Origin of the sequence: Crassaminicella indica (genome assembly GCF_019203185.1) — a bacterium.
In the GTDB taxonomy this organism is placed as follows: Bacteria; Bacillota; Clostridia; order Peptostreptococcales; family Thermotaleaceae; genus Crassaminicella; species Crassaminicella indica.
Window position 1 is genome coordinate 2,358,496 of the sequence record NZ_CP078093.1, and the last position, 19,370, is coordinate 2,377,865.

General features: G+C 29.6%; 17 protein-coding genes and 1 tRNA gene. 17 read left to right on the forward strand and 1 reads right to left on the reverse strand.

What is annotated here, in order from left to right; all coding sequences use genetic code 11:
• Window positions 1–16: 16 nt before the first annotated feature.
• Window positions 17–1,402: an alanine/glycine:cation symporter family protein gene (locus KVH43_RS11220; RefSeq protein ID WP_218282615.1), complete on the reverse strand. Its 1,386-nt coding sequence runs from the start codon at window positions 1,400–1,402 to the stop codon at window positions 17–19.
• Between the two features lie 308 nt (window positions 1,403–1,710).
• On the opposite strand from KVH43_RS11220, the gene selA reads away from it, so the two are divergent.
• The 17 genes from selA (at window position 1,711) to scfB (ending at window position 19,367) form a co-directional block, all read left to right on the forward strand.
• On the forward strand, window positions 1,711–3,138 hold the full coding sequence (selA, locus tag KVH43_RS11225; protein WP_218282616.1) for an L-seryl-tRNA(Sec) selenium transferase: 1,428 nt from the start codon (window positions 1,711–1,713) through the stop codon (window positions 3,136–3,138).
• Between the two features lies 1 nt (window position 3,139).
• Window positions 3,140–5,035, forward strand: coding sequence for a selenocysteine-specific translation elongation factor (gene selB / locus KVH43_RS11230; protein WP_218284153.1), 1,896 nt, complete (start codon window positions 3,140–3,142; stop codon window positions 5,033–5,035).
• Window positions 5,036–5,131: 96 nt separating this feature from the next.
• Window positions 5,132–5,833 (forward strand): response regulator transcription factor, encoded by a 702-nt coding sequence (locus KVH43_RS11235; RefSeq protein WP_218282617.1) that lies wholly within the window; start codon window positions 5,132–5,134, stop codon window positions 5,831–5,833.
• A gap of 88 nt (window positions 5,834–5,921) precedes the next feature.
• Entirely contained in the window at window positions 5,922–7,217 is a 1,296-nt protein-coding gene (locus tag KVH43_RS11240; protein WP_218282618.1) for a HAMP domain-containing sensor histidine kinase, read from the forward strand.
• Between the two features lie 19 nt (window positions 7,218–7,236).
• The gene (locus tag KVH43_RS11245; protein ID WP_218282619.1) at window positions 7,237–8,097 is read left to right on the forward strand and encodes a GerMN domain-containing protein; all 861 of its coding nucleotides are present in this window, start codon (window positions 7,237–7,239) and stop codon (window positions 8,095–8,097) included.
• Window positions 8,098–8,202: 105 nt separating this feature from the next.
• Window positions 8,203–8,299, forward strand: a tRNA-Sec gene (locus KVH43_RS11250).
• Window positions 8,300–8,483: 184 nt separating this feature from the next.
• Window positions 8,484–10,316, forward strand: coding sequence for a DUF5050 domain-containing protein (locus KVH43_RS11255; protein WP_218282620.1), 1,833 nt, complete (start codon window positions 8,484–8,486; stop codon window positions 10,314–10,316).
• A gap of 247 nt (window positions 10,317–10,563) precedes the next feature.
• The gene (locus tag KVH43_RS11260; RefSeq protein ID WP_218282621.1) at window positions 10,564–11,226 is read left to right on the forward strand and encodes a BofC C-terminal domain-containing protein; all 663 of its coding nucleotides are present in this window, start codon (window positions 10,564–10,566) and stop codon (window positions 11,224–11,226) included.
• 97 nt (window positions 11,227–11,323) lie between these two features.
• Window positions 11,324–11,923 carry a Holliday junction branch migration protein RuvA gene (gene ruvA, locus KVH43_RS11265; protein WP_218282622.1) on the forward strand — a complete coding sequence of 200 codons (600 nt, stop codon included), beginning with the start codon at window positions 11,324–11,326 and terminating at the stop codon, window positions 11,921–11,923.
• 15 nt (window positions 11,924–11,938) lie between these two features.
• Window positions 11,939–12,952, forward strand: a complete 1,014-nt coding sequence (gene ruvB / locus KVH43_RS11270; RefSeq protein WP_218282623.1) for a Holliday junction branch migration DNA helicase RuvB — start codon at window positions 11,939–11,941, stop codon at window positions 12,950–12,952.
• A gap of 16 nt (window positions 12,953–12,968) precedes the next feature.
• The gene (locus KVH43_RS11275; RefSeq protein ID WP_218282624.1) at window positions 12,969–14,687 is read left to right on the forward strand and encodes a SpoIID/LytB domain-containing protein; all 1,719 of its coding nucleotides are present in this window, start codon (window positions 12,969–12,971) and stop codon (window positions 14,685–14,687) included.
• A gap of 12 nt (window positions 14,688–14,699) precedes the next feature.
• Entirely contained in the window at window positions 14,700–15,725 is a 1,026-nt protein-coding gene (queA, locus tag KVH43_RS11280) for a tRNA preQ1(34) S-adenosylmethionine ribosyltransferase-isomerase QueA (RefSeq protein ID WP_218282625.1), read from the forward strand.
• Window positions 15,726–15,755: 30 nt separating this feature from the next.
• Complete coding sequence (gene tgt, locus KVH43_RS11285; protein ID WP_218282626.1) at window positions 15,756–16,874, forward strand: tRNA guanosine(34) transglycosylase Tgt; 1,119 nt, start codon at window positions 15,756–15,758, stop codon at window positions 16,872–16,874.
• A 76-nt stretch (window positions 16,875–16,950) separates the two neighbouring features.
• Entirely contained in the window at window positions 16,951–17,235 is a 285-nt protein-coding gene (gene yajC, locus KVH43_RS11290; RefSeq protein ID WP_218282627.1) for a preprotein translocase subunit YajC, read from the forward strand.
• Between the two features lie 103 nt (window positions 17,236–17,338).
• Window positions 17,339–17,731 carry a TIGR04086 family membrane protein gene (locus tag KVH43_RS11295; RefSeq protein ID WP_218282628.1) on the forward strand — a complete coding sequence of 131 codons (393 nt, stop codon included), beginning with the start codon at window positions 17,339–17,341 and terminating at the stop codon, window positions 17,729–17,731.
• A gap of 66 nt (window positions 17,732–17,797) precedes the next feature.
• Entirely contained in the window at window positions 17,798–17,938 is a 141-nt protein-coding gene (gene scfA / locus KVH43_RS11300) for a six-cysteine ranthipeptide SCIFF (RefSeq protein WP_218282629.1), read from the forward strand.
• 79 nt (window positions 17,939–18,017) lie between these two features.
• Window positions 18,018–19,367: a thioether cross-link-forming SCIFF peptide maturase gene (gene scfB, locus KVH43_RS11305; protein WP_218282630.1), complete on the forward strand. Its 1,350-nt coding sequence runs from the start codon at window positions 18,018–18,020 to the stop codon at window positions 19,365–19,367.
• Window positions 19,368–19,370 lie beyond the last annotated feature (3 nt).

Here is a 19,370-nt window from a genome sequence, read left to right on the forward strand (position 1 = left end):
GCACCAAAACGGTGCTTTATCTTTTTAATTTGAGCTTTTTTTGTTTTTCTTCATATTCTTTTGTCATCTTAAAGATAATAGGACTAAGTGCAAGCAATGCAATCAAGTTTGGAATTGCCATAAGCCCATTAAATGCATCAGATAAGCTCCATACAATGTCTAGCTTTGCAGTAGCACCAACAAAACATAATAAAGCCCAAACCCATTTGTAAATATTAACAGCTTTTACGCCAGCAATAAATTCTAAGCATTTAGAGCCATAATAATACCAGCCGAGTATTGTTGAGAATGCGAAGAAGACTAATCCAAAGGATACAATAAATGCACCAAAGCTTGGAAGGGCTTCGCTAAATGCGGTAGTAGTTAACGCTGCACCAGTAAGACCATCTTTAACATTCATAAGACCGTCATTTCCTATAGTTACAAGACCAGATACTAAAATAACTAAAGCTGTCATTGTACATATTACTAATGTATCCAAGAATGAACCAAGAGAACCTATGATTCCTTGTTTTACAGGATCATTATTTTTAGAAGCAGCATGAGCAATAGGTGCACTACCAAGACCTGCTTCATTAGAGAATACACCACGAGCAACGCCCATACGGACAACAGTTCCAATAAATCCTCCACCAACAGCATTTGCATTAAATGCATTTGAAAAAATCATACCAAAAGCTTTGGGAATCATAGATGCATTATTAAATAGAATGATTAAAGAACCAAGTACATAAATAATGGCCATAGCAGGAACAATTTTATCTGTAACTTTTGCGATACTCTTAATACCACCAACAACTACTAATCCTGTAGCAACAGCAATAATTATGCCAGAAGCTACATGAGGAACATTTATAGAAGTATTTAATGATTCTGCAACTGAGTTAGCTTGAACCATATTTCCAATACCGAATGAGGCGATAAAACCAAAGAAGGCAAATGACCACCCTAACCATCTCCAGTTTCCACCATATTTTTCCTCCATACCTCTACTTGCATAATACATAGGTCCACCAGATTTTTCTCCGTTTTCATTTGTGATTCTATATTTGATAGCAAGTAAGGCTTCACCAAATTTTGTTGCTCCACCAACAGCAGCTGTTATCCACATCCAGAAAACGGAACCAGGCCCCCCTATAGAAATAGCAGTTGCAACACCAGCAATATTACCTGTCCCAATAGTTGCAGCAAGAGAAGTCATAAGTGCTTGGAAAGGTGTGATATCTCCATCAGTAGTTTCTGTTTTTGAGAAAAGCAATTTAAAAGCATATCCAAGTTTTCTGAATTGAACTATCCTTGTACCTAATGTAAGAATTAGACCAGTTCCTACTAAGAAAACAATCATAATAGGTCCCCAAGCAAAATTACCGATTGCACCTATTAAATTAGAAATACTACTCATAAAAGACCTCCTTTTTGTAAGTAATAAATTTCAAAGATACATTTTAAATATTACCTATAAGACACCTCCTTATTCAAAAATTTTATTTGTGTATTGATGTAAAGTCCAAAATTAAATATAAAAATAATCAATAGTGTTTATAATTATTATAAAATAAAATTATTAGTTATTCAATATATTTTCAGAAAATTTGAAAATTTGAAACAAGTATGGGATATTAGTCTGAAATTTTAAGAATAATATTTTCGCATAATATGTTATAATTTTAGATAATAATGTTGGTTGTGGAAATATTTTAAATTGGGGTGATGATCGTGTCAAAAAAAAAGAATATTTTTTCTTTAATTCCTAAAGTAGATGATTTATTAAAAGAAGAAAAAATTAAAAATCTATTAAAAAAAGCTCCTAGAATTATAGTTGTAGAATGTATTAGAGAGCATATTGATCATATACGAAACAAGATTATAAAATTAGATGATCAGGAAGCTGAAGCTTTTAAAATTGATGATATAAAATTAATAAATGATATTATTCAAAGTGTAGAACTAAAAAATACAATGAATTTGAGAAAGGTTATAAATGCTACAGGGGTGGTGTTGCATACAAATTTAGGACGTGCTATCCTTAGTGAATCAATAAAGGAAGATGTATGGAATGTGGCAAGTAACTATTCTACATTAGAGTTTGATATAGATTCTGGCAAAAGAGGAACAAGATATAGTCATGTTGAAGAAATCATAACAAAGCTTACAGGAGCAGAAGCTGCTATGGTTGTGAATAATAATGCAGCAGCTGTACTACTTGTTCTTGATACATTAGCTAAGAATAAAGAAGTGATAGTTTCAAGAGGGCAATTAGTAGAAATTGGAGGATCTTTTCGCATACCAGATGTAATGCAACAAAGTGGTGCAAAGCTTGTTGAAGTAGGAACAACTAATAAAACCCATATTTCTGATTATGAAAATGCTATATGTGAAGAAACTGGTGCGTTGCTTAAAGTACATACGAGTAACTATAGGATATTAGGCTTTACTAAGGAGGTTCCATTAAAAGATATAGTTGATTTAGGAAAAAAATATAATATACCGGTAGTTGAAGATATAGGCAGTGGTACCTTTATAGATTTTTCAAAATATGGTCTTTATAAAGAACCTACAGTTCAAGAAAGTGTTTTGGGAGGAGCGGATATTGTTACTTTTAGTGGAGATAAATTATTAGGTGGACCGCAAGCAGGAATTATTGTTGGAAAAGAAAAATATATTAAGGCAATGAAAAAGAATCCTTATACAAGAGCCTTTAGAGTAGATAAATTAACATTAGCAGTTTTAGAGGCAACATTAAGATTGTATTTAAATGAAATAGATGCTGTAAGAAAGATTCCAACACTTCGTATGTTAACCATGAGCTTTGAGGAAATTATGGAAAAGGCAGATGCTTTGTATAAATTATTGAAAGCTTGTATAAAAAATTGTACATTTGAAAAAATAAATGGCGTATCTCAGGTTGGTGGAGGTTCTATGCCATTAGAGGAAATGGGAACGATTTTAATTAGTATAAAGCCAAAGTCTTTATCTATTAATAAGTTTGAGCAAATGCTAAGAAATTATAAGACACCTATTATTGCAAGAATTAGTGAAGATAAGGTATTATTAGATGTGCGTACTATAAAGAGAAATGAATTTAAAATCATTGCAGATGGGTTAAGTCATATATTAATGGGGCAAAGAGGTGAATAACTTGAAGCATATTATTATTGGCACTGCTGGACATATAGATCATGGAAAAACTACGCTGATTAAAGCTTTAACAGGTGTAGATGCAGATAGATTAAAAGAAGAGAAAAAAAGAGGCATTACAATAGAATTAGGATTTGCTCATTTTGATCTTCCAAGTGGAAAAAGAGCTGGAATTATAGATGTACCAGGACATGAGAAATTTATTAAGAATATGCTTGCAGGTGTCGGTGGAATAGATATTGTTTTATTAGTCATCGCTGCTGATGAAGGCTTTATGCCACAAACTCAAGAACATTTAGATATTTTATCTATTTTAGAAGTAAAAAGGGGCATTATTGTATTAACCAAAACAGATTTAGTAGAAAAAGATTGGCTAGAGCTTGTTAAAGATGAAATAAAAGAGAAAGTAAAAGGAACTTTTCTAGAAAAAGCATCTATTGTTTCTGTATCAGCTGTAAATGGATATGGACTTGATACGTTAGTAGAATTAATTGACAATATGACAGAAGAAACAGAAGCAAAGGATTTGTTGATTCCATTTAGAATACCAGTAGATAGAGTTTTTTCTATTGCTGGATTTGGAACAGTCATTACAGGTACGCAAATTGAAGGAACTATTGAAGAAGGCGATGCTTTAATGATTTATCCACAGCAAATTCAAACAAAGGTTAGGCATTTGCAGGTACATGGGGAAACTGTAAAGACTTCCTATGCTGGACAGAGAGTTGCAATCAATTTAGCCAATGTAAAAAAAGAAGAAATAAGCAGAGGAAATGTATTGGCTAAAATAGATTCAATGCAGCCAAGCATGATGCTAGATGTGAAGATAAGTTTATTAAAAAATACCCAAAGAGTAATTAAAAATAGAAGTAGATTAAGATTATATCATGGGACTAGTGAAATTCTTTGCAGAATTGTATTGTTAGACCGAGAAGAATTAAAATGTGGAGAAAGTTGTTATGCACAATTAAGGCTGGAAGATGAAATTGCTGCAAAAAGAGGAGATCACATAGTTATAAGATTTTATTCTCCTATGGAAACAATAGGAGGAGGTATAATATTAGATCCTCATCCTGTAAAACACAAAAGATTTAAAGAAGATGTATTAAAGCAATTAAGAATTAAAGAAGAAGGAAATTCAGAACAAATTGTTGAAGAAGCTATAAAGCGATTTAGTAATCAATTTGAAAATATTAATTTTTATGCTGTTAAAACAGGAATGAGTGTAGAAATCATTAAAAAGATAATAGATAGTTTAATGCAAAATAATAAGGTTATAAAGCTTTTTGGTGATGTTATTATTCATAAATCTTATTTAAAAGAGATTGAAGAAAAAATGAAAAATATTTTAGATGAATATCATAAAAATAATCCTTTGACCTTTGGTATAAGCAAAGAAGAATTTAGAAATAAAGTAATTTCGCAGGTAAAGGGAAGATTATATGATGAAATTCTTAGTTATTTTGTTAAAAATAAAATTTTAAAGCAGTTCAATAATTTTATTGCACTTTATGATTTCCATATTATATATACAAAAGAACAAGAAAAAATAAAAAATGAAATAGAAAAAACCTATCTAACTAGTGGCTTTAATCCTCCATCTCTAAAAGAAGTATTAAAAACAGAAAAAGATGAAAAAGTATATGGTCAAGTTTTTTATGCACTTGTGGATATGAATTGTCTTGTAAAGATCAATGAAGATATATTTATGCATATTAAGAACTATGAAAAAGCTATAAAAATGATGAAAGATTATATTAAGGATCAAGGTTCAATAACGCTATCAGAATTTAGAGATTTATTAGGTACTTCAAGGAAATATGCATTACCCCTATTAGAGCATTTTGATCAAATGAAGATTACTAAGAGAGTTGGAGAAAAAAGAATTTTATTGTAGCTACCAGCTGTAGGTAGCTTTTTTCTTGTAGGGTACATATTCACTATAAGGAAAAGGAAATTATATGAATATAAGTAAATTAGAAGAGGTGATGTGATGACATATAAAATACTTATTGTAGATGATGAACCTGTCCTTTTAAAAGGGTTAAAATATAGTTTAGAACAAGAGTCATATAAGATAGATACTGCAATAGATGGTTATGAAGCATTAAACAAAGCTCGTATGAATGAATATGATTTAATTGTTTTAGACCTAATGCTGCCTAAGATAGATGGTTTAGAGGTATGTAAAAAAATTAGAGAAACGTCTATTGTACCAATAATAATTCTAACTGCTAGAGGAGATGATTCGAGCAAAATTTTAGGATTAGAATATGGAGCAGATGATTATTTAACGAAACCCTTTAATATTTTAGAGCTCAAAGCTAGGATTAAAGCTGTTTTAAGAAGAGTAAATTTAAAAGAGTCTATTTCTTCTAAAAATACAATAGAAATTGATGATTTTTGTATAAATACATTAAGAAGAAAAGTAAGCATAAAAGGTAAAGAGATTAATTTAACTGCAAAAGAATTTGAATTATTATTATTGTTAGCACTTAATCCAAACAAAATATATAGTAGGGAAGAATTGTTAGAAATTATTTGGGGATATGAATATTTTGGTGATTTGCGAACGGTTGATGTACACATAAGAAGATTAAGAGAAAAAATCGAGAAAAACTCCAGTCAACCAGAATATATAAGAACGAAGTGGGGAGTTGGTTATTATTTTAGGTCTAAGAACAAAGTTTGTTAGTATTAGGTGGAAACTTGTTTCCACCTATTTATTACTTATTATATTAACATTACTTTTGATATATATATTTATTGGAAAATCTATTCAAATGAATTATATTAATGAAAAAAAAGTGAATCTTCTTTCTCAAGGAAATATAATTGCTGATAGAATAGTTAGCTATAATAGTAATGAAATTGATAATCTGTTAAAAAAATACAGCAAAGAAATAAAATCAAGAATTATGCTTTTAGATGAAAAAGGAATAGTAATCAATGATTCTTATGATGTTTTAAATGGGACAAAGTTAGAACATTGGGAAGTTGTAGAAGCTTTGAAGGGGAAAAGTGTTGCAAGAGAGCATGAATTAGAAGGATATGGGAGAGTTATGTATGTTACCGTTCCAATTATTTTGAATAATAAAGTATATGGTTCGGTTTTTATTTCTTTTTCTTTAGAAGAAGTATATAATAATGTAAATAAAATTATGAGAAATTATTTTTTATTAGCTATGTTATGTATTGTAATTACTGGTTTTATTAGTTTTATATTTGCGCATGTTATTTCAACTCCTATAGAAAAATTAACAGAAGGAATCAAAAAAATGTATCAAGGAAATCTTGAGCAGAAAGTAGAAGTGATAGGAAATGATGAACTGACAAATTTAGCTCATGCATTTAATATGATGAGTACAAAATTATTTCAAGTAGATCAGCAGAGAAAGGAATTTGTTGCGAATGTTTCACATGAGCTTAGAACGCCTTTGAGTGCTATAAAATTATTATCAGAGTCTCTCATGTATGAAGAAAAAACAGCTGTTGAAACCTATAGAGAATTTTTAAAGGATATTGTTTTAGAGGTAAATAGATTAGATAAAATTATAGAGAGTTTATTAGCTTTAGTAGATATTGACAAGGGGAAATTAGAATTAAATTATGAAATTACATATGTTAATTATCTATTAGAAAAATTAATTCACTCCTTAAAGCCTATAGCAGAACAAAAGAAAATTAGTATAGATTTTATTTGTTCTGAAAAGATTCAAATAGAGCTAGATCGAATTAAAATACAACAAGCACTAACAAATATTATACATAATGCTATAAAATATACGCCTGAGGGTGGAAAAGTTGATATTTTATTATATTCTGAAAACGATTCAGTAACCATAAAAGTCAAGGACAATGGTATTGGTATACCTAAGGAAAGTTTACCACATATATTTGAAAGATTTTATAGGGTGGATAAAGCACGGGCTAGGAGTACAGGAGGTACAGGACTAGGATTGTCCATATCAAAGCAGATCATTGAACTTCATCAAGGAGAGATAGAGGTAACAAGTGAGGTAGATAGGGGAACTGTGTTTTATGTGCGATTGCCTAAAAACATAAGTATCAGATCATAGGATACAGGAGGTATTTATTTTGAGAATATTTTATAAGGTTTTAATTATTTTTTTTATAATGATTACATTAGGATATGCTTTTTTAAATATGTCTTATGAGAATCATTTTAATAAAAATCAAATACCTATACCACCAGTTCTTGATAAAAAAAGATATGTGCTAAAATTATATTTTGGAAATGTTCAAAATGATGGATTGATAGCAGAAAAGAGAGTTATTATTTCTTCAGAGCAAATAGAGGAAGAATTGATCCTTGAGGAATTAATAAAAGGACCTAGGAACAAAATGTTAAATGCACTTATCCCTAAAAAGACAAAGATTATTTCAGTAAATACAGTAGCAGGGACATGCTATATAAATTTTTCAAAGGAAATACTTGATGATACTTGGGAGAAAATAAATAATGAAATGATGATTTGGTCTATTGTAAATTCAATTACAGAGCTTGACTATATTCATGCTGTACAGATATTAGTAGAAGGGAACAAAGAAGTTTTTGAACCAATCTATTCGGTAAACAATTTTTTTGTTAGAAATGAAAAATTTATAGAAAAAGCAGAGAATATCCCGATTAATATTTTTAACCAATTTTTAAATTGTTTAATTAATGAAAATTATCAAAAAGGTTATGAAATGTTAGATGCAAAGAGTAAAGAAAAATATGATTTTGTTAAATTTAAGCTAATGATAGGCAGTTATGCGAAAGAGATGAAAAATTATGAGATGAATATGTATCAAACACAGAAATACGAAGGAAACGTAGTATTAGTTATTAATTTTAGAAAAAGAGGAGGAAATATATCTAATTTAAAAGAGGAAATGATTGAAAAATGGAAGCTTGTATATGAAGATGGGACATGGAAGATAGTATTAAACTAAATAAGTTTTTATTATTGATTGAAAAAACGATAATGTTATTCTTGCACCAAAATAATAAGTATGCTATAATACAAAATGTGTATTGAAAAGGAAAACTCTATGCTTGGGAGTAGATGGGTGCTGGTGTGCCCTCTGGTCTTCAAAACCAGTTTGAGGCGTTAGGAGCGTCTCAGGTGGGTTCGATTCCCACATATTCCCGCCAATCAAAGTAATGTCAATGGTTTCAACAAATTATGTTGAAATCATTTTTGTTTTTAATTTTTTCAAGAAACAGTGTATTCAATGCAACTTTGTGTGGAGTTTTTTGTAAAATAAAATAATCATTTAAGTCACAATTTTCATTCGATTTTGTGCCTTGAGCGAAGCGAAAGGAATGGATTATGATAATGAAAAAATTTCTAAATCTAGTAATGTTCGTGTGTATGGTTTTGGTAATAGGGAGTACAAATATATCTTATTCAAATGAAGTAAATCCTGTAGGGTACGGAAACCATTTGAATAAAAATAATATAGTTAAAAATGGAGAATGGATATATTACATAGAATATGAAAATGATGATAGATTGTATAAAATGAATATATATGAGAATAAACCTATTAAAGTAACTGATTTTGCAATTAAAAATCTTAATATGATCGGGCATAATTTGTATTTTATTAGTATGCTAGAGAATAGAGGAATATATAAGTTAGATGTTAAAAGTATGCAAATGAAAAAAATAGTTGAAGGAAATGTAGACTACTTAACTGTGACAGATGATAATATGTATTATTATAAAGAAACTCATACAGGGAAGTTATGCTCTAATACACTAGATGGTTCAAATGAAAAAGTGCTTATAGAAGAAGACGTCATAGAGCCTATTATAAAAGGTTCATATGTATATTATATTAGTCCAGAAAATGAAGGTTGTATCTATAAAATGAACTTAAAAACGTTAAAAAGCAAAAAAATAAGTGAGAAGTACACTAGATGTATGAATATCAATGATTCATATATATACTACTCAAATTTTAAAGGTATGTATAGAATGGACTTAGATGGTAATCATTTAGTAAAATTAAGTGATGATCAACATATCAAGAATATTTTAGTAGGAGAAACTGGAGTATATTGTTTTAAGGATAATTATATTATGTGGATTCGCAATGATGGTGAAGTGATAAATAGATACGATATAGATCAGTATTTTATGTCATTGGGAATAATAGATAACAAAATAAATATTCTAAGACATAATTCACAAGAATATTCTCAAGTATACCATTTAGACACTAGAATTGTAGAAGATCTTGATATAGAATATAAAAAAATTGAAGCAATAAACTATCCTTATGTGGTTTATTGTAATGATAAATATGAATTGATGATATATAATATTGAAAGCAGAGAAAAAATATATATTACTGATGAATATGAACAAGCTTGGATAAGGGACAATGATTTATTTTATATAGGAAATAGAGATAGAATTTGTAAAAGCTCTTTAGATGGGGAAAATATAACTATTCTTACTAATCAAGATGAAGCATATACAGGTAAAATATTTGAAGATGGGATTTATTATATACAGTATAAGGATGAAGGATATAAATATTTAAAGTATATAGATTTTAGTGGAAAAGATAAAAAAGTTATTTTGGATGAGATGGAGTATGGATTTTCAGATAATCTTTTTTTAGTAAAGGATGATTATATATATTACTATAAAGATAAAGAAATATATAGAATAAAAAAAGATGGAACGGAAAAAACATTGATTACAAAAACCAAGAAGAATGTTTATGAAATGTTTATTTCTGATGATAAATTAGTTTATAGAGATGGGCATGATATGTATGGTATTAATTTACGCGATTTATCCGTAAAGCCATTCATTTATGGATTACAAAAGATCCTAGAAGTAGATGGAGAATATGCCTACTTTATAAAAGATAATTTGTACGACAATATAGATACTTTATGTAGATATCATTTGAGATATTTTACAATTGATGTATTGGCTGAGGCCAAAGAAATAAAAGTTGCGAAGGGATATAATGATAAAGTAGTTTACCAAGCTGGAAATGAAATTTATGAACTAGATTTAAAAACAAAAGAAAATAAACTTATAATTAAAAATGTTAGTAATAAGCCATATATTGATGAAAATAAAATTTATGTAAAGATATATAATGATAAAGTTCATTTATTAGAGTTAAATTTTATAGATAAATAGACAAATTATTTCTATAGGTAAACAACATCAACATAAAAAAATGAAGTTTTGTTTTTTCAAAAGTTATCTGGAATGAACTGTTCTTTATATTTCATTTTGATGTTGTTTGCCTATAAGCAAACAACAAATAAGTCAATTTATAGATATATTTATCTTCTGTTCACTTATTAATAAAATATTTTGCAAAAATGTATAACTTGATAAAATTTGGAAATAATCTCTTCTAGATAGGCTAGGAGGGATTTTTGTGTGGAGACGAAGACGCCGAAGAAAAGGAAAAATATTTGTTGGGTGTTTAGTATTACTGATGATTGGGTTTGCATATGGGTATGTTACAAATGATTCAAAGATGCCCAAGCATATAAAAAATAATAATGAGAATGCATTAAATATAGGAGAGATTGCAGTAAAGATACCAAAGCATCATGAAGAACAAAAGGAAAATGTAAAAAAACAAGATCCAATAAATGAACACAGTCTAATTGTTTCTGAAGAAAATATAGTAACAGATAATACGCAAATAGTGTTTAATACTTATTATAAGAAAACTCGAGACATGATAAAAAAGAAGAGGCGCATTCCAAGAGAATTAATAGGCAAGAACTTAGATGAGTTAAGAGATTACTTAAATAAAAACTATGCTGAGTGGGATATAAGGGAATGCAATAAAGATAAAATAGAATTGTATCAGGTGACAGATGAGATCCCACCAAATTTTTATATAGCTAAGGAGTATAACGGATATATAGCAATCTTTCAAGTTGATGAAAAGGGAGAATATATCCTTAAAGAGACAACGGAAATACCTATTTCTTCATTAAGTAATATGGATGCACAATATGTTAAAAATGGAATTGTTAAAAAGAATAGAGAAGAAATTGATCAAATATTAGAAGATTATAGTAGTTAAAATGTACTCAATTGAGTACATTTTTGTTTTTATATGTTAAAATAGTAAAGAATGTATGTTGTTTATAAAAGATAAATCATAGTGGAGGATATAAGAAATGTATGAATATATAAAAGGTATTTTAGAATTTGTAGGTGATGATTATGTAGTGATTAATAATGGAGATATTGGATATAAGATATATACTTCTAATGCTTCAATTGTTAATTTTAAAAATGCTCTTGAAAAAGTTACAGTATATACTCGGTTGGTTGTTAGAGATGATGATATGAGTATTTTTGGATTTGCTACAAGAGAAGAGTTGAAAATGTTTCAATTACTAACGACAGTAACAGGAATCGGACCCAAACTAGCATTAGGGATTTTATCTTCTATTTCAATAGGGAATCTAGTTGGAATAATTATTTCAGAAGATATAAATAGTCTTACAAAAGCCCAAGGGGTAGGAAAAAAGACTGCTAAGAGAATTATTTTAGAATTAAAAGACAAGGTTGATCATAAGCTTGCAATGCTCGAACCAACACTAATTCCAAAGGTTCAAATATTAGAAGATGATCATGAGGAAGCAGTAAGTGCATTGATTGCTTTGGGATATTCGAGAGGGGAAGCAAAAGAAGCTGTTGGGAAAGTGAAAAATTCTTGTAAAGGGATTGAGGAAATCATCAAAAATGCATTGAAATTTCTTTCAAATAAATAAGAAAGAGGGATATGAATGAGTTATGATATAGATGCAAATAGGATTGTGACTACTTCTTTTAGAAGTGAAGATATGGAAGTAGAAAATAGTCTAAGACCTAAAAAATTAGAAGATTATATTGGGCAATATAAAGCTAAAGAAAAATTGAAAATATTTATTGATGCTGCAAAGATAAGAAATGAGCCATTAGATCATGTATTGCTCTATGGGCCACCAGGACTTGGAAAAACTACTTTATCTAATATTATTGCCAATGAGTTAGGTGTAAATATTCGAATTACTTCAGGACCTGCTATTGAAAGACAAGGAGATTTGGCAGCAATACTTACTAATCTTGGAGAAAATGATGTTTTGTTTATTGATGAAATACATAGATTAAATAGAAGCATAGAAGAAATATTATATCCTGCTATGGAGGATTATGCTTTAGATATTGTTATAGGAAAAGGGCCTAGTGCTAAATCTATTCGGCTGGATTTGGCGAAATTTACTTTGATTGGTGCAACTACAAGAGCAGGGTTATTGACATCACCTTTAAGAGACCGTTTCGGTGTAATTTGTAAATTGGAGATGTATAATCATGAGGATTTAAAAAATATTGTAATACGGTCAGCTACTATCCTTGATGTAGCAATTGAACATTTGGCAGCAGCAGAAATTGCTAGAAGGTCTAGAGGAACACCACGTATAGCAAATAGACTTTTAAAAAGAGTAAGGGATTTTGCACAAGTGAAAGGAAATGGTATGATTACTGTTGAAATGGCTAAAAGTGCGTTAGAACTCTTAGAGATAGATCCATTAGGGTTAGATAGTGTAGATAGAAATATTCTTTTTACAATTGTAGAAAAGTTTAATGGAGGTCCTGTAGGTTTAGATACTCTTGCTGCGTCAACAGGAGAAGAAAGGAATACGATAGAGGATGTATACGAACCGTATCTTCTTCAATTAGGATTTATCCAAAGAACACCGAAGGGAAGAGTAGTAACAAAACTAGGATATGCTCATTTAGGATTACCTATGGAGGGATAAAAAGGGAGAGAAGAGTATGATACGTTTTCAAAAGCTATTGGTCAAAATGACTTTTGTATGCATGGTTCTGATGTTTTTTTCAATTTATTCAAATGCTTACCAGTTAGAGGATGATCAAATCAAAATAGGTATACGATTTGGTGAAAATGCTACCCCTTTAGTGTCTATGTATTCTCCTGATGGTCTGAAATTAGGATATTACGAAGGAGGATCTTTTATAGATATAATAAATTTTTTAATAGATAAAGAGATTTTTGTAAGAAAAGATGGATATTTTATGCATATAAATAATACTTTTATAGAATATGATTTTGATAGACAAAGAGATAGCTATAATACAAATATACAAGGACCTATTCATATTCAAATTGGAAGTGCTTTTAGCAGTAGAGAAGAAGCCAATGAATTTTTAAATTCATTATCTGCATTAAAAGATGATCCATATCTTGTTTATGAGGATGGCTGGAGAGTTTGGACAGGTCTTTATACAAATTATTCTGATGCAGAAGAAGCATTTGAAATGATTAAGGCTTTATTTCCAGATATTGATTTAAGAATCATTTCCAAAGATGATAAGAGGATTCAAGTATTAAATAAATATGGAAAAGTTTTATTCATGTATAATACAAGAAATAAAGATTATTATTTTAAAAGCTTTTCTGGTATTATTGAATTAGATGGAAAAAAATTCAGAGGAAGTATGATGATCAAAAGATATTTGGACAGTGATTTGACTGTGATTAATCAGTTAGGTCTAGATGAATATCTTTACAGTGTAGTACCGAAGGAAATGTCAGGGGACTGGCCTATAGAAGCTCAAAAAGCACAAGCTGTTGCTGCTAGAAGCTATGCTGTTCTTAATTTGAATAGACATAAAAATTATGGCTTTGATCTTTGCTCATCTATTCATTGTCAAGTTTATGGAGGATATAGCAGTGAAAATCCAAGAACTCAGAGAGCAGTTGATGAAACAAAAGGAAAAGTAATAACTTATGATGGAAAAGTTGTAGCAGCATTGTATCATTCTAACAGTGGTGGACATACAGAAGATAGTGAGAATGTTTGGTCAAACCCGTTAGGATATTTAAGAGGGGTAGAAGATCCATATTCTATTGGTGTTCCAAATGATCATTGGACAAAAGTTTATAAAAAACAACAAATTGAAGATCTTTTAAGTTCTCATGGTATGTTTGTAGGTAGTATTACAAATATTATTGTAAAAGAGCGTTCATCAAATGGAAGAGTTTTAAAATTAGAGATTCAAGGAACAAATGGAAATCAAATTTTGGAAAAAGGACAGATTAGAAATATATTTGGGAATAGAAACCTTAAAAGTACTTGGTTTGATATTGTAAATAATAGTACTGATTCAGGTAAGCTTGCTGAAGAAGCAAATTTTGAAGACAAATATGTTATTACAGCTGAAGGCGTTAAGAAAATAAAGCTTCAAAATCAATACATAGACAATGGAAGGGAGAAAAGCTTAATAAATATTCAAGATAAATATATTATTACAGATAAAGGGCTTGATAAAATTGAATTAAAAAATAAAGAATTAAATAGAGAAGATAAATCAAAATTTAATTCTACTGGAGCAGACCAATATGTATTTATAGGAAAAGGTTATGGACATGGTGTAGGAATGAGCCAATGGGGTGCTAAGAAAATGGCTGAACAAGGATTTACATATGAACAAATTTTATCGCACTACTATACAGGAATAAGAATAGAGTAAGGAGTTTTAGAAATGAAAAAAAGTGATTTTTATTTTGATTTACCAAAAGAACTAATTGCACAGACACCTCTAAAGGATAGAGATGAATCAAAGCTGATGATTTTAAGTAAAAAGACAGGAAAAATAGAGCATAAAAAATTTAAAGATATTATAGAATATTTAAATCCTGGAGATTGTCTAGTACTGAATAATACAAGAGTACTTCCAGCTAGACTTTTTGGTGCTCGTGAAAATACAGGGGGGAAGGTAGAATTCCTTTTATTAAAAAGGATAAATCAAAATCAATGGGAAACTTTGGTCAAGCCTGGAAAAAAAGCGAAAATAGGAGATACAATTGTATTTGGTGATGGCTTATTAAAAGCAAAAGTTATTGGTATGGGACAAGAGGGTTCAAGAATTATAGAATTTGAGTATGATGGTATATTTGAAGAAATTTTAGATGAACTTGGAACTATGCCTCTACCACCATATATAAAGGAAAGTTTAAATGATAAAGAAAGATACCAGACTGTTTATTCAAAGCATGAAGGTTCTGCTGCAGCACCTACTGCTGGACTTCATTTTACAAAAAAATTATTAAAAAAGATTCAAGAAAAAGGAATAAAAATAGCTTATGTAACACTCCATGTAGGTCTTGGAACTTTCAGACCTGTAAAAAGTGAAGATATACTATCACATAAAATGCATTCTGAGTTTTATATGGTTAGTAAAGAAGCAGCAGAACTGATCAATAGAACAAAGGAGAGTGGAGGAAGAGTTATTTCTGTAGGAACTACTTCTACTAGAGTATTAGAAAGCACTGCAGATGAAAAAGGATTTATTCATGAAGGACAAGGTTGGACAGATATTTTTATTTATCCGGGTTATAGGTTTAAGGTAATTGATGGACTTATTACGAATTTTCATCTTCCTGAATCTACATTGATTATGTTAGTTAGTGCTTTTAGTAGTAGAGCGTTTACTCTTAATGCTTATGAAGAAGCAATAAAAAATAAATATAGATTTTTTAGCTTTGGAGATGCAATGTTTATTATTTAGATATAATAGGAAATATAGGAGGTAATTTTCATGGCAATAAAATATGAACTAATAAAAGAATGTAAACAGAGTGGGGCAAGATTAGGGAAAATTACTACCCCTCATGGAGTTATTGAAACACCAATATTTATGCCAGTAGGTACACAAGCTACAGTAAAAGCTATGACACCTGAAGAATTAAAAGATATAAATTCTCAAATTATTTTAAGTAATACATATCATTTGTACTTAAGACCAGGACACAAACTTGTAGAAAAAGCTGGAGGATTACATAAATTTATGAATTGGGATAGACCTATCTTAACAGATAGTGGTGGATTTCAAGTTTTTAGCTTAGGAGATTTGAGAAAAATTTCAGAAGAAGGTGTAGAGTTTAGATCGCATCTAGATGGCTCAAAACATTTTATTAGTCCAGAAAAAGCTATCGAGATAGAGAATGCATTAGGAGCAGATATTATTATGGCTTTTGATGAATGTGCACCATATCCTGCTGATAGAAATTATGTAAAAAATTCACTAGAAAGAACAACGCGGTGGGCAAAAAGATGTAAAGAAGCTCATAAAAATGTAGATACTCAAGCATTATTTGGAATTATTCAGGGTGGAATGTATAAAGATTTAAGAGAGCAAAGCATAAAAGAAATAATAGATTTAGATTTTCCTGGATATGCTGTGGGTGGATTGAGTGTAGGAGAACCAAAACCATTAATGTATGAAGTATTAGAATATACGACTCCTTTGATGCCTAAGGATAAACCTAGATATCTTATGGGGGTTGGAAGTCCAGATTGTTTAATAGAAGGAGTTATAAGAGGAATAGATATGTTTGATTGTGTACTGCCAACTAGAATTGCTAGAAATGGTACAGCTATGACATCATTAGGAAAAGTAGTTATAAAAAATGCAAAATATGCAGAGGATTTTATGCCACTAGATCCAAATTGTGATTGCTATACATGTAAAAATTATTCAAGAGCGTATTTAAGACATTTATTTAAAGCAGGAGAAATATTATCAGCAAGATTAGTTACGTATCACAATCTTTATTTTTTATTAAAACTAATGGAAAATATAAGAAATGCTATAAAAGAGGATAGACTCTTAGATTTTAGAAAAGAATTTTTTGAAAAATATGGATATGAATTATAAACTTATTGAAAGAATTAAAGGATTTTTAATATTTATGTAGAATAGCAATATATATCTATCAAAAAAGGAGGGACATATGAATATGAATCAGTTAGCTTCACCTATTTTTATGACGGTCATATTTATTGCTATATTTTATTTCTTGATTATAAGACCTCAGAAAAAAAGGGAAAAACAAATAAAAGAAATGAGAGATAGTTTAAAAGTTGGCGATCAAATATCAACAATAGGTGGTATATTCGGTAAGATTTCTAAAGTAAAAGAGGATATGATCACTATCGAAGTAGGAGCTGATAAAACTAAGCTTCAGATTGCTAGGTGGGCAGTTGGCAATGTTATAAAAAGTGATAATGTGAAATAGAAGATGACTTAATTGTCGTCTTCTTTTTATATTCTTAGCAGCTTAGTAATATTTTTAAACTCCCAGCATAAATATGCTATAAGAATGCTTTGGGGGTGAAAATGTGAAAGCTAATAAGAACATAGAGTATAACGGTAGTTACGTATGGCTTTATGTAAAAGCTATTGTTGCAGCATGTGTTTTTGTGCTTTTAATTTTTATTATTATGGCACTGCTTATTGCCTATACTAATATTTCAGAGGCAATTATTCCGATGATTGCTTCGATTGTAATGGTCATAAGCGCATTGATTAGCGGTATGTTTGTAGGAACAAAGACAAAGAGAAAAGGATGGCTTCATGGTGCATTAGTAGGGCTTATTTATGTTTTGCTGATCATTTTTATGAATTGGGTTCTAATGAAGGATTTTTCTATAGAAGGGATTATATTTTTGAAAATTTTTATAGGAATTTTAGCAGGTGGAGTAGGTGGAATGATAGGTGTGAATTTAAAATAAATGGCTTTGAAAAAAAACACCTTTATGTTATAATTTAGTAGAAATATATTTAAGGGAGGAAGAAAGATGAAGCACGTAAAGACATTAACAAAAGCAACATTAAAGCAAAGTGCTGTAAAAGGTGGATGTGGAGAATGTCAGACTTCATGTCAATCAGCATGTAAAACTTCTTGTACAGTTGCCAACCAAGTATGTGAAAATAAATAATACATATTAAGAAACAGTAATATGTAAATATTACTGTTTTTTAAATGTATTGTTGTGAAAGATTGAAGGAGGAACATAAATGATTCATAAATTTACTCAAGATGATATAAGAATAGTATTAGATGTTAACAGTGGAGCTGTTCATATAATAGATGAAATCGTGTACGATATTTTAGATTACTACAAGAAAAAAAACGTAGAAGAGATTGTAGAAATCCTAGAAAAAAAATATTCAAAAGAGGATATTATCGAAGCAATTTATGAAGTAAAGACTCTAGAAAGTGAAGGATTATTATTTACAGAAGACACTTATAAAAATCACCCGTCATTTTTAAATAGAAAACCAGTGGTAAAGGCACTGTGTTTACATGTAGCTCATGATTGTAATATTAGATGTAAATATTGTTTTGCATCTCAAGGGGATTTTAAAGGACAAAGGACTCTTATGAGTGAAGAAGTTGGGAAAAAAGCTTTAGATTTCTTAATTGAAAATTCAGGAAACAGAAGGAATTTAGAAGTTGACTTTTTTGGTGGAGAGCCTCTTATGAATTTTGAGGTTGTGAAAAAGTTAGTAGAATATGGAAGAAAAAGAGAAAAAGAAGCTGGAAAAAGATTTAGATTTACAATCACAACAAATGGAGTATTATTAAATGATGAAAATATGAAATATATTAATGAAAATATGGACAATGTTGTATTAAGTATAGATGGAAGAAAAGAAGTAAACGATAATATGAGATATGGAGTAAATGGTAAGGGTACTTATGATATTATTGTGCCTAAGTTTTTGAAAATGGCAAAAATGAGAAATGGTAAAGACTATTTTGTGAGAGGAACTTTTACAAGGGAAAATTTGGATTTTTCTAAAGATGTACTACACTTAGCAGATTTAGGATTTACTAGCACGTCTATTGAACCAGTAGTAACAGATGAAAAATATGACTATGCCCTTAGAGAAGAAGATTTAGATAAAATTTTTGAGCAGTATGAAATTCTTGCAAAAGAATATGTAAAAAGGAAAAAAGAAGGCAATGGGTTTAGTTTTTTTCACTTTATGTTAGATTTATCTCAAGGTCCTTGTGTAATTAAAAGGTTATCAGGCTGTGGAGCAGGTTCTGAATATCTAGCTATTACTCCTGAGGGGGATATTTATCCTTGCCATCAATTTGTAGGAGATGAAGATTTTTGTATGGGCAATGTGTTAGAGGGAAAATTAAATACAAGCTTTCAAGTAGATTTTAAAGATGCTCATGTATATAATAAGGAAAAATGTAATGATTGCTGGGCAAAATTCTATTGTAGTGGTGGATGTCATGCTAATGCTTACAATTTTAACAAGGATATTTATAAACCTTATGAATTAGGATGTGAAATGGAGAAAAAGAGAATAGAATGTTCTTTAGTGATTCAAGCGAAGCTACTGAAGTAGGAG

What these genes read in the sequence shown, in the direction of transcription:
- scfB (WP_218282630.1), top strand. Translation starts at nt 18,018, where the DNA reads ATGATTCATAAATTTACTCAAGATGATATAAGAATAGTATTAGATGTT.
- KVH43_RS11275 (WP_218282624.1), top strand. Translation starts at nt 12,969, where the DNA reads ATGATACGTTTTCAAAAGCTATTGGTCAAAATGACTTTTGTATGCATG.
- KVH43_RS11220 (WP_218282615.1), bottom strand. Translation starts at nt 1,402, where the DNA reads ATGAGTAGTATTTCTAATTTAATAGGTGCAATCGGTAATTTTGCTTGG.
- KVH43_RS11240 (WP_218282618.1), top strand. Translation starts at nt 5,922, where the DNA reads ATGAATTATATTAATGAAAAAAAAGTGAATCTTCTTTCTCAAGGAAAT.
- KVH43_RS11235 (WP_218282617.1), top strand. Translation starts at nt 5,132, where the DNA reads ATGACATATAAAATACTTATTGTAGATGATGAACCTGTCCTTTTAAAA.
- KVH43_RS11255 (WP_218282620.1), top strand. Translation starts at nt 8,484, where the DNA reads ATGAAAAAATTTCTAAATCTAGTAATGTTCGTGTGTATGGTTTTGGTA.
- selA (WP_218282616.1), top strand. Translation starts at nt 1,711, where the DNA reads ATGATCGTGTCAAAAAAAAAGAATATTTTTTCTTTAATTCCTAAAGTA.
- ruvA (WP_218282622.1), top strand. Translation starts at nt 11,324, where the DNA reads ATGTATGAATATATAAAAGGTATTTTAGAATTTGTAGGTGATGATTAT.
- ruvB (WP_218282623.1), top strand. Translation starts at nt 11,939, where the DNA reads ATGAGTTATGATATAGATGCAAATAGGATTGTGACTACTTCTTTTAGA.
- scfA (WP_218282629.1), top strand. Translation starts at nt 17,798, where the DNA reads ATGAAGCACGTAAAGACATTAACAAAAGCAACATTAAAGCAAAGTGCT.
- queA (WP_218282625.1), top strand. Translation starts at nt 14,700, where the DNA reads ATGAAAAAAAGTGATTTTTATTTTGATTTACCAAAAGAACTAATTGCA.
- tgt (WP_218282626.1), top strand. Translation starts at nt 15,756, where the DNA reads ATGGCAATAAAATATGAACTAATAAAAGAATGTAAACAGAGTGGGGCA.
- yajC (WP_218282627.1), top strand. Translation starts at nt 16,951, where the DNA reads ATGAATATGAATCAGTTAGCTTCACCTATTTTTATGACGGTCATATTT.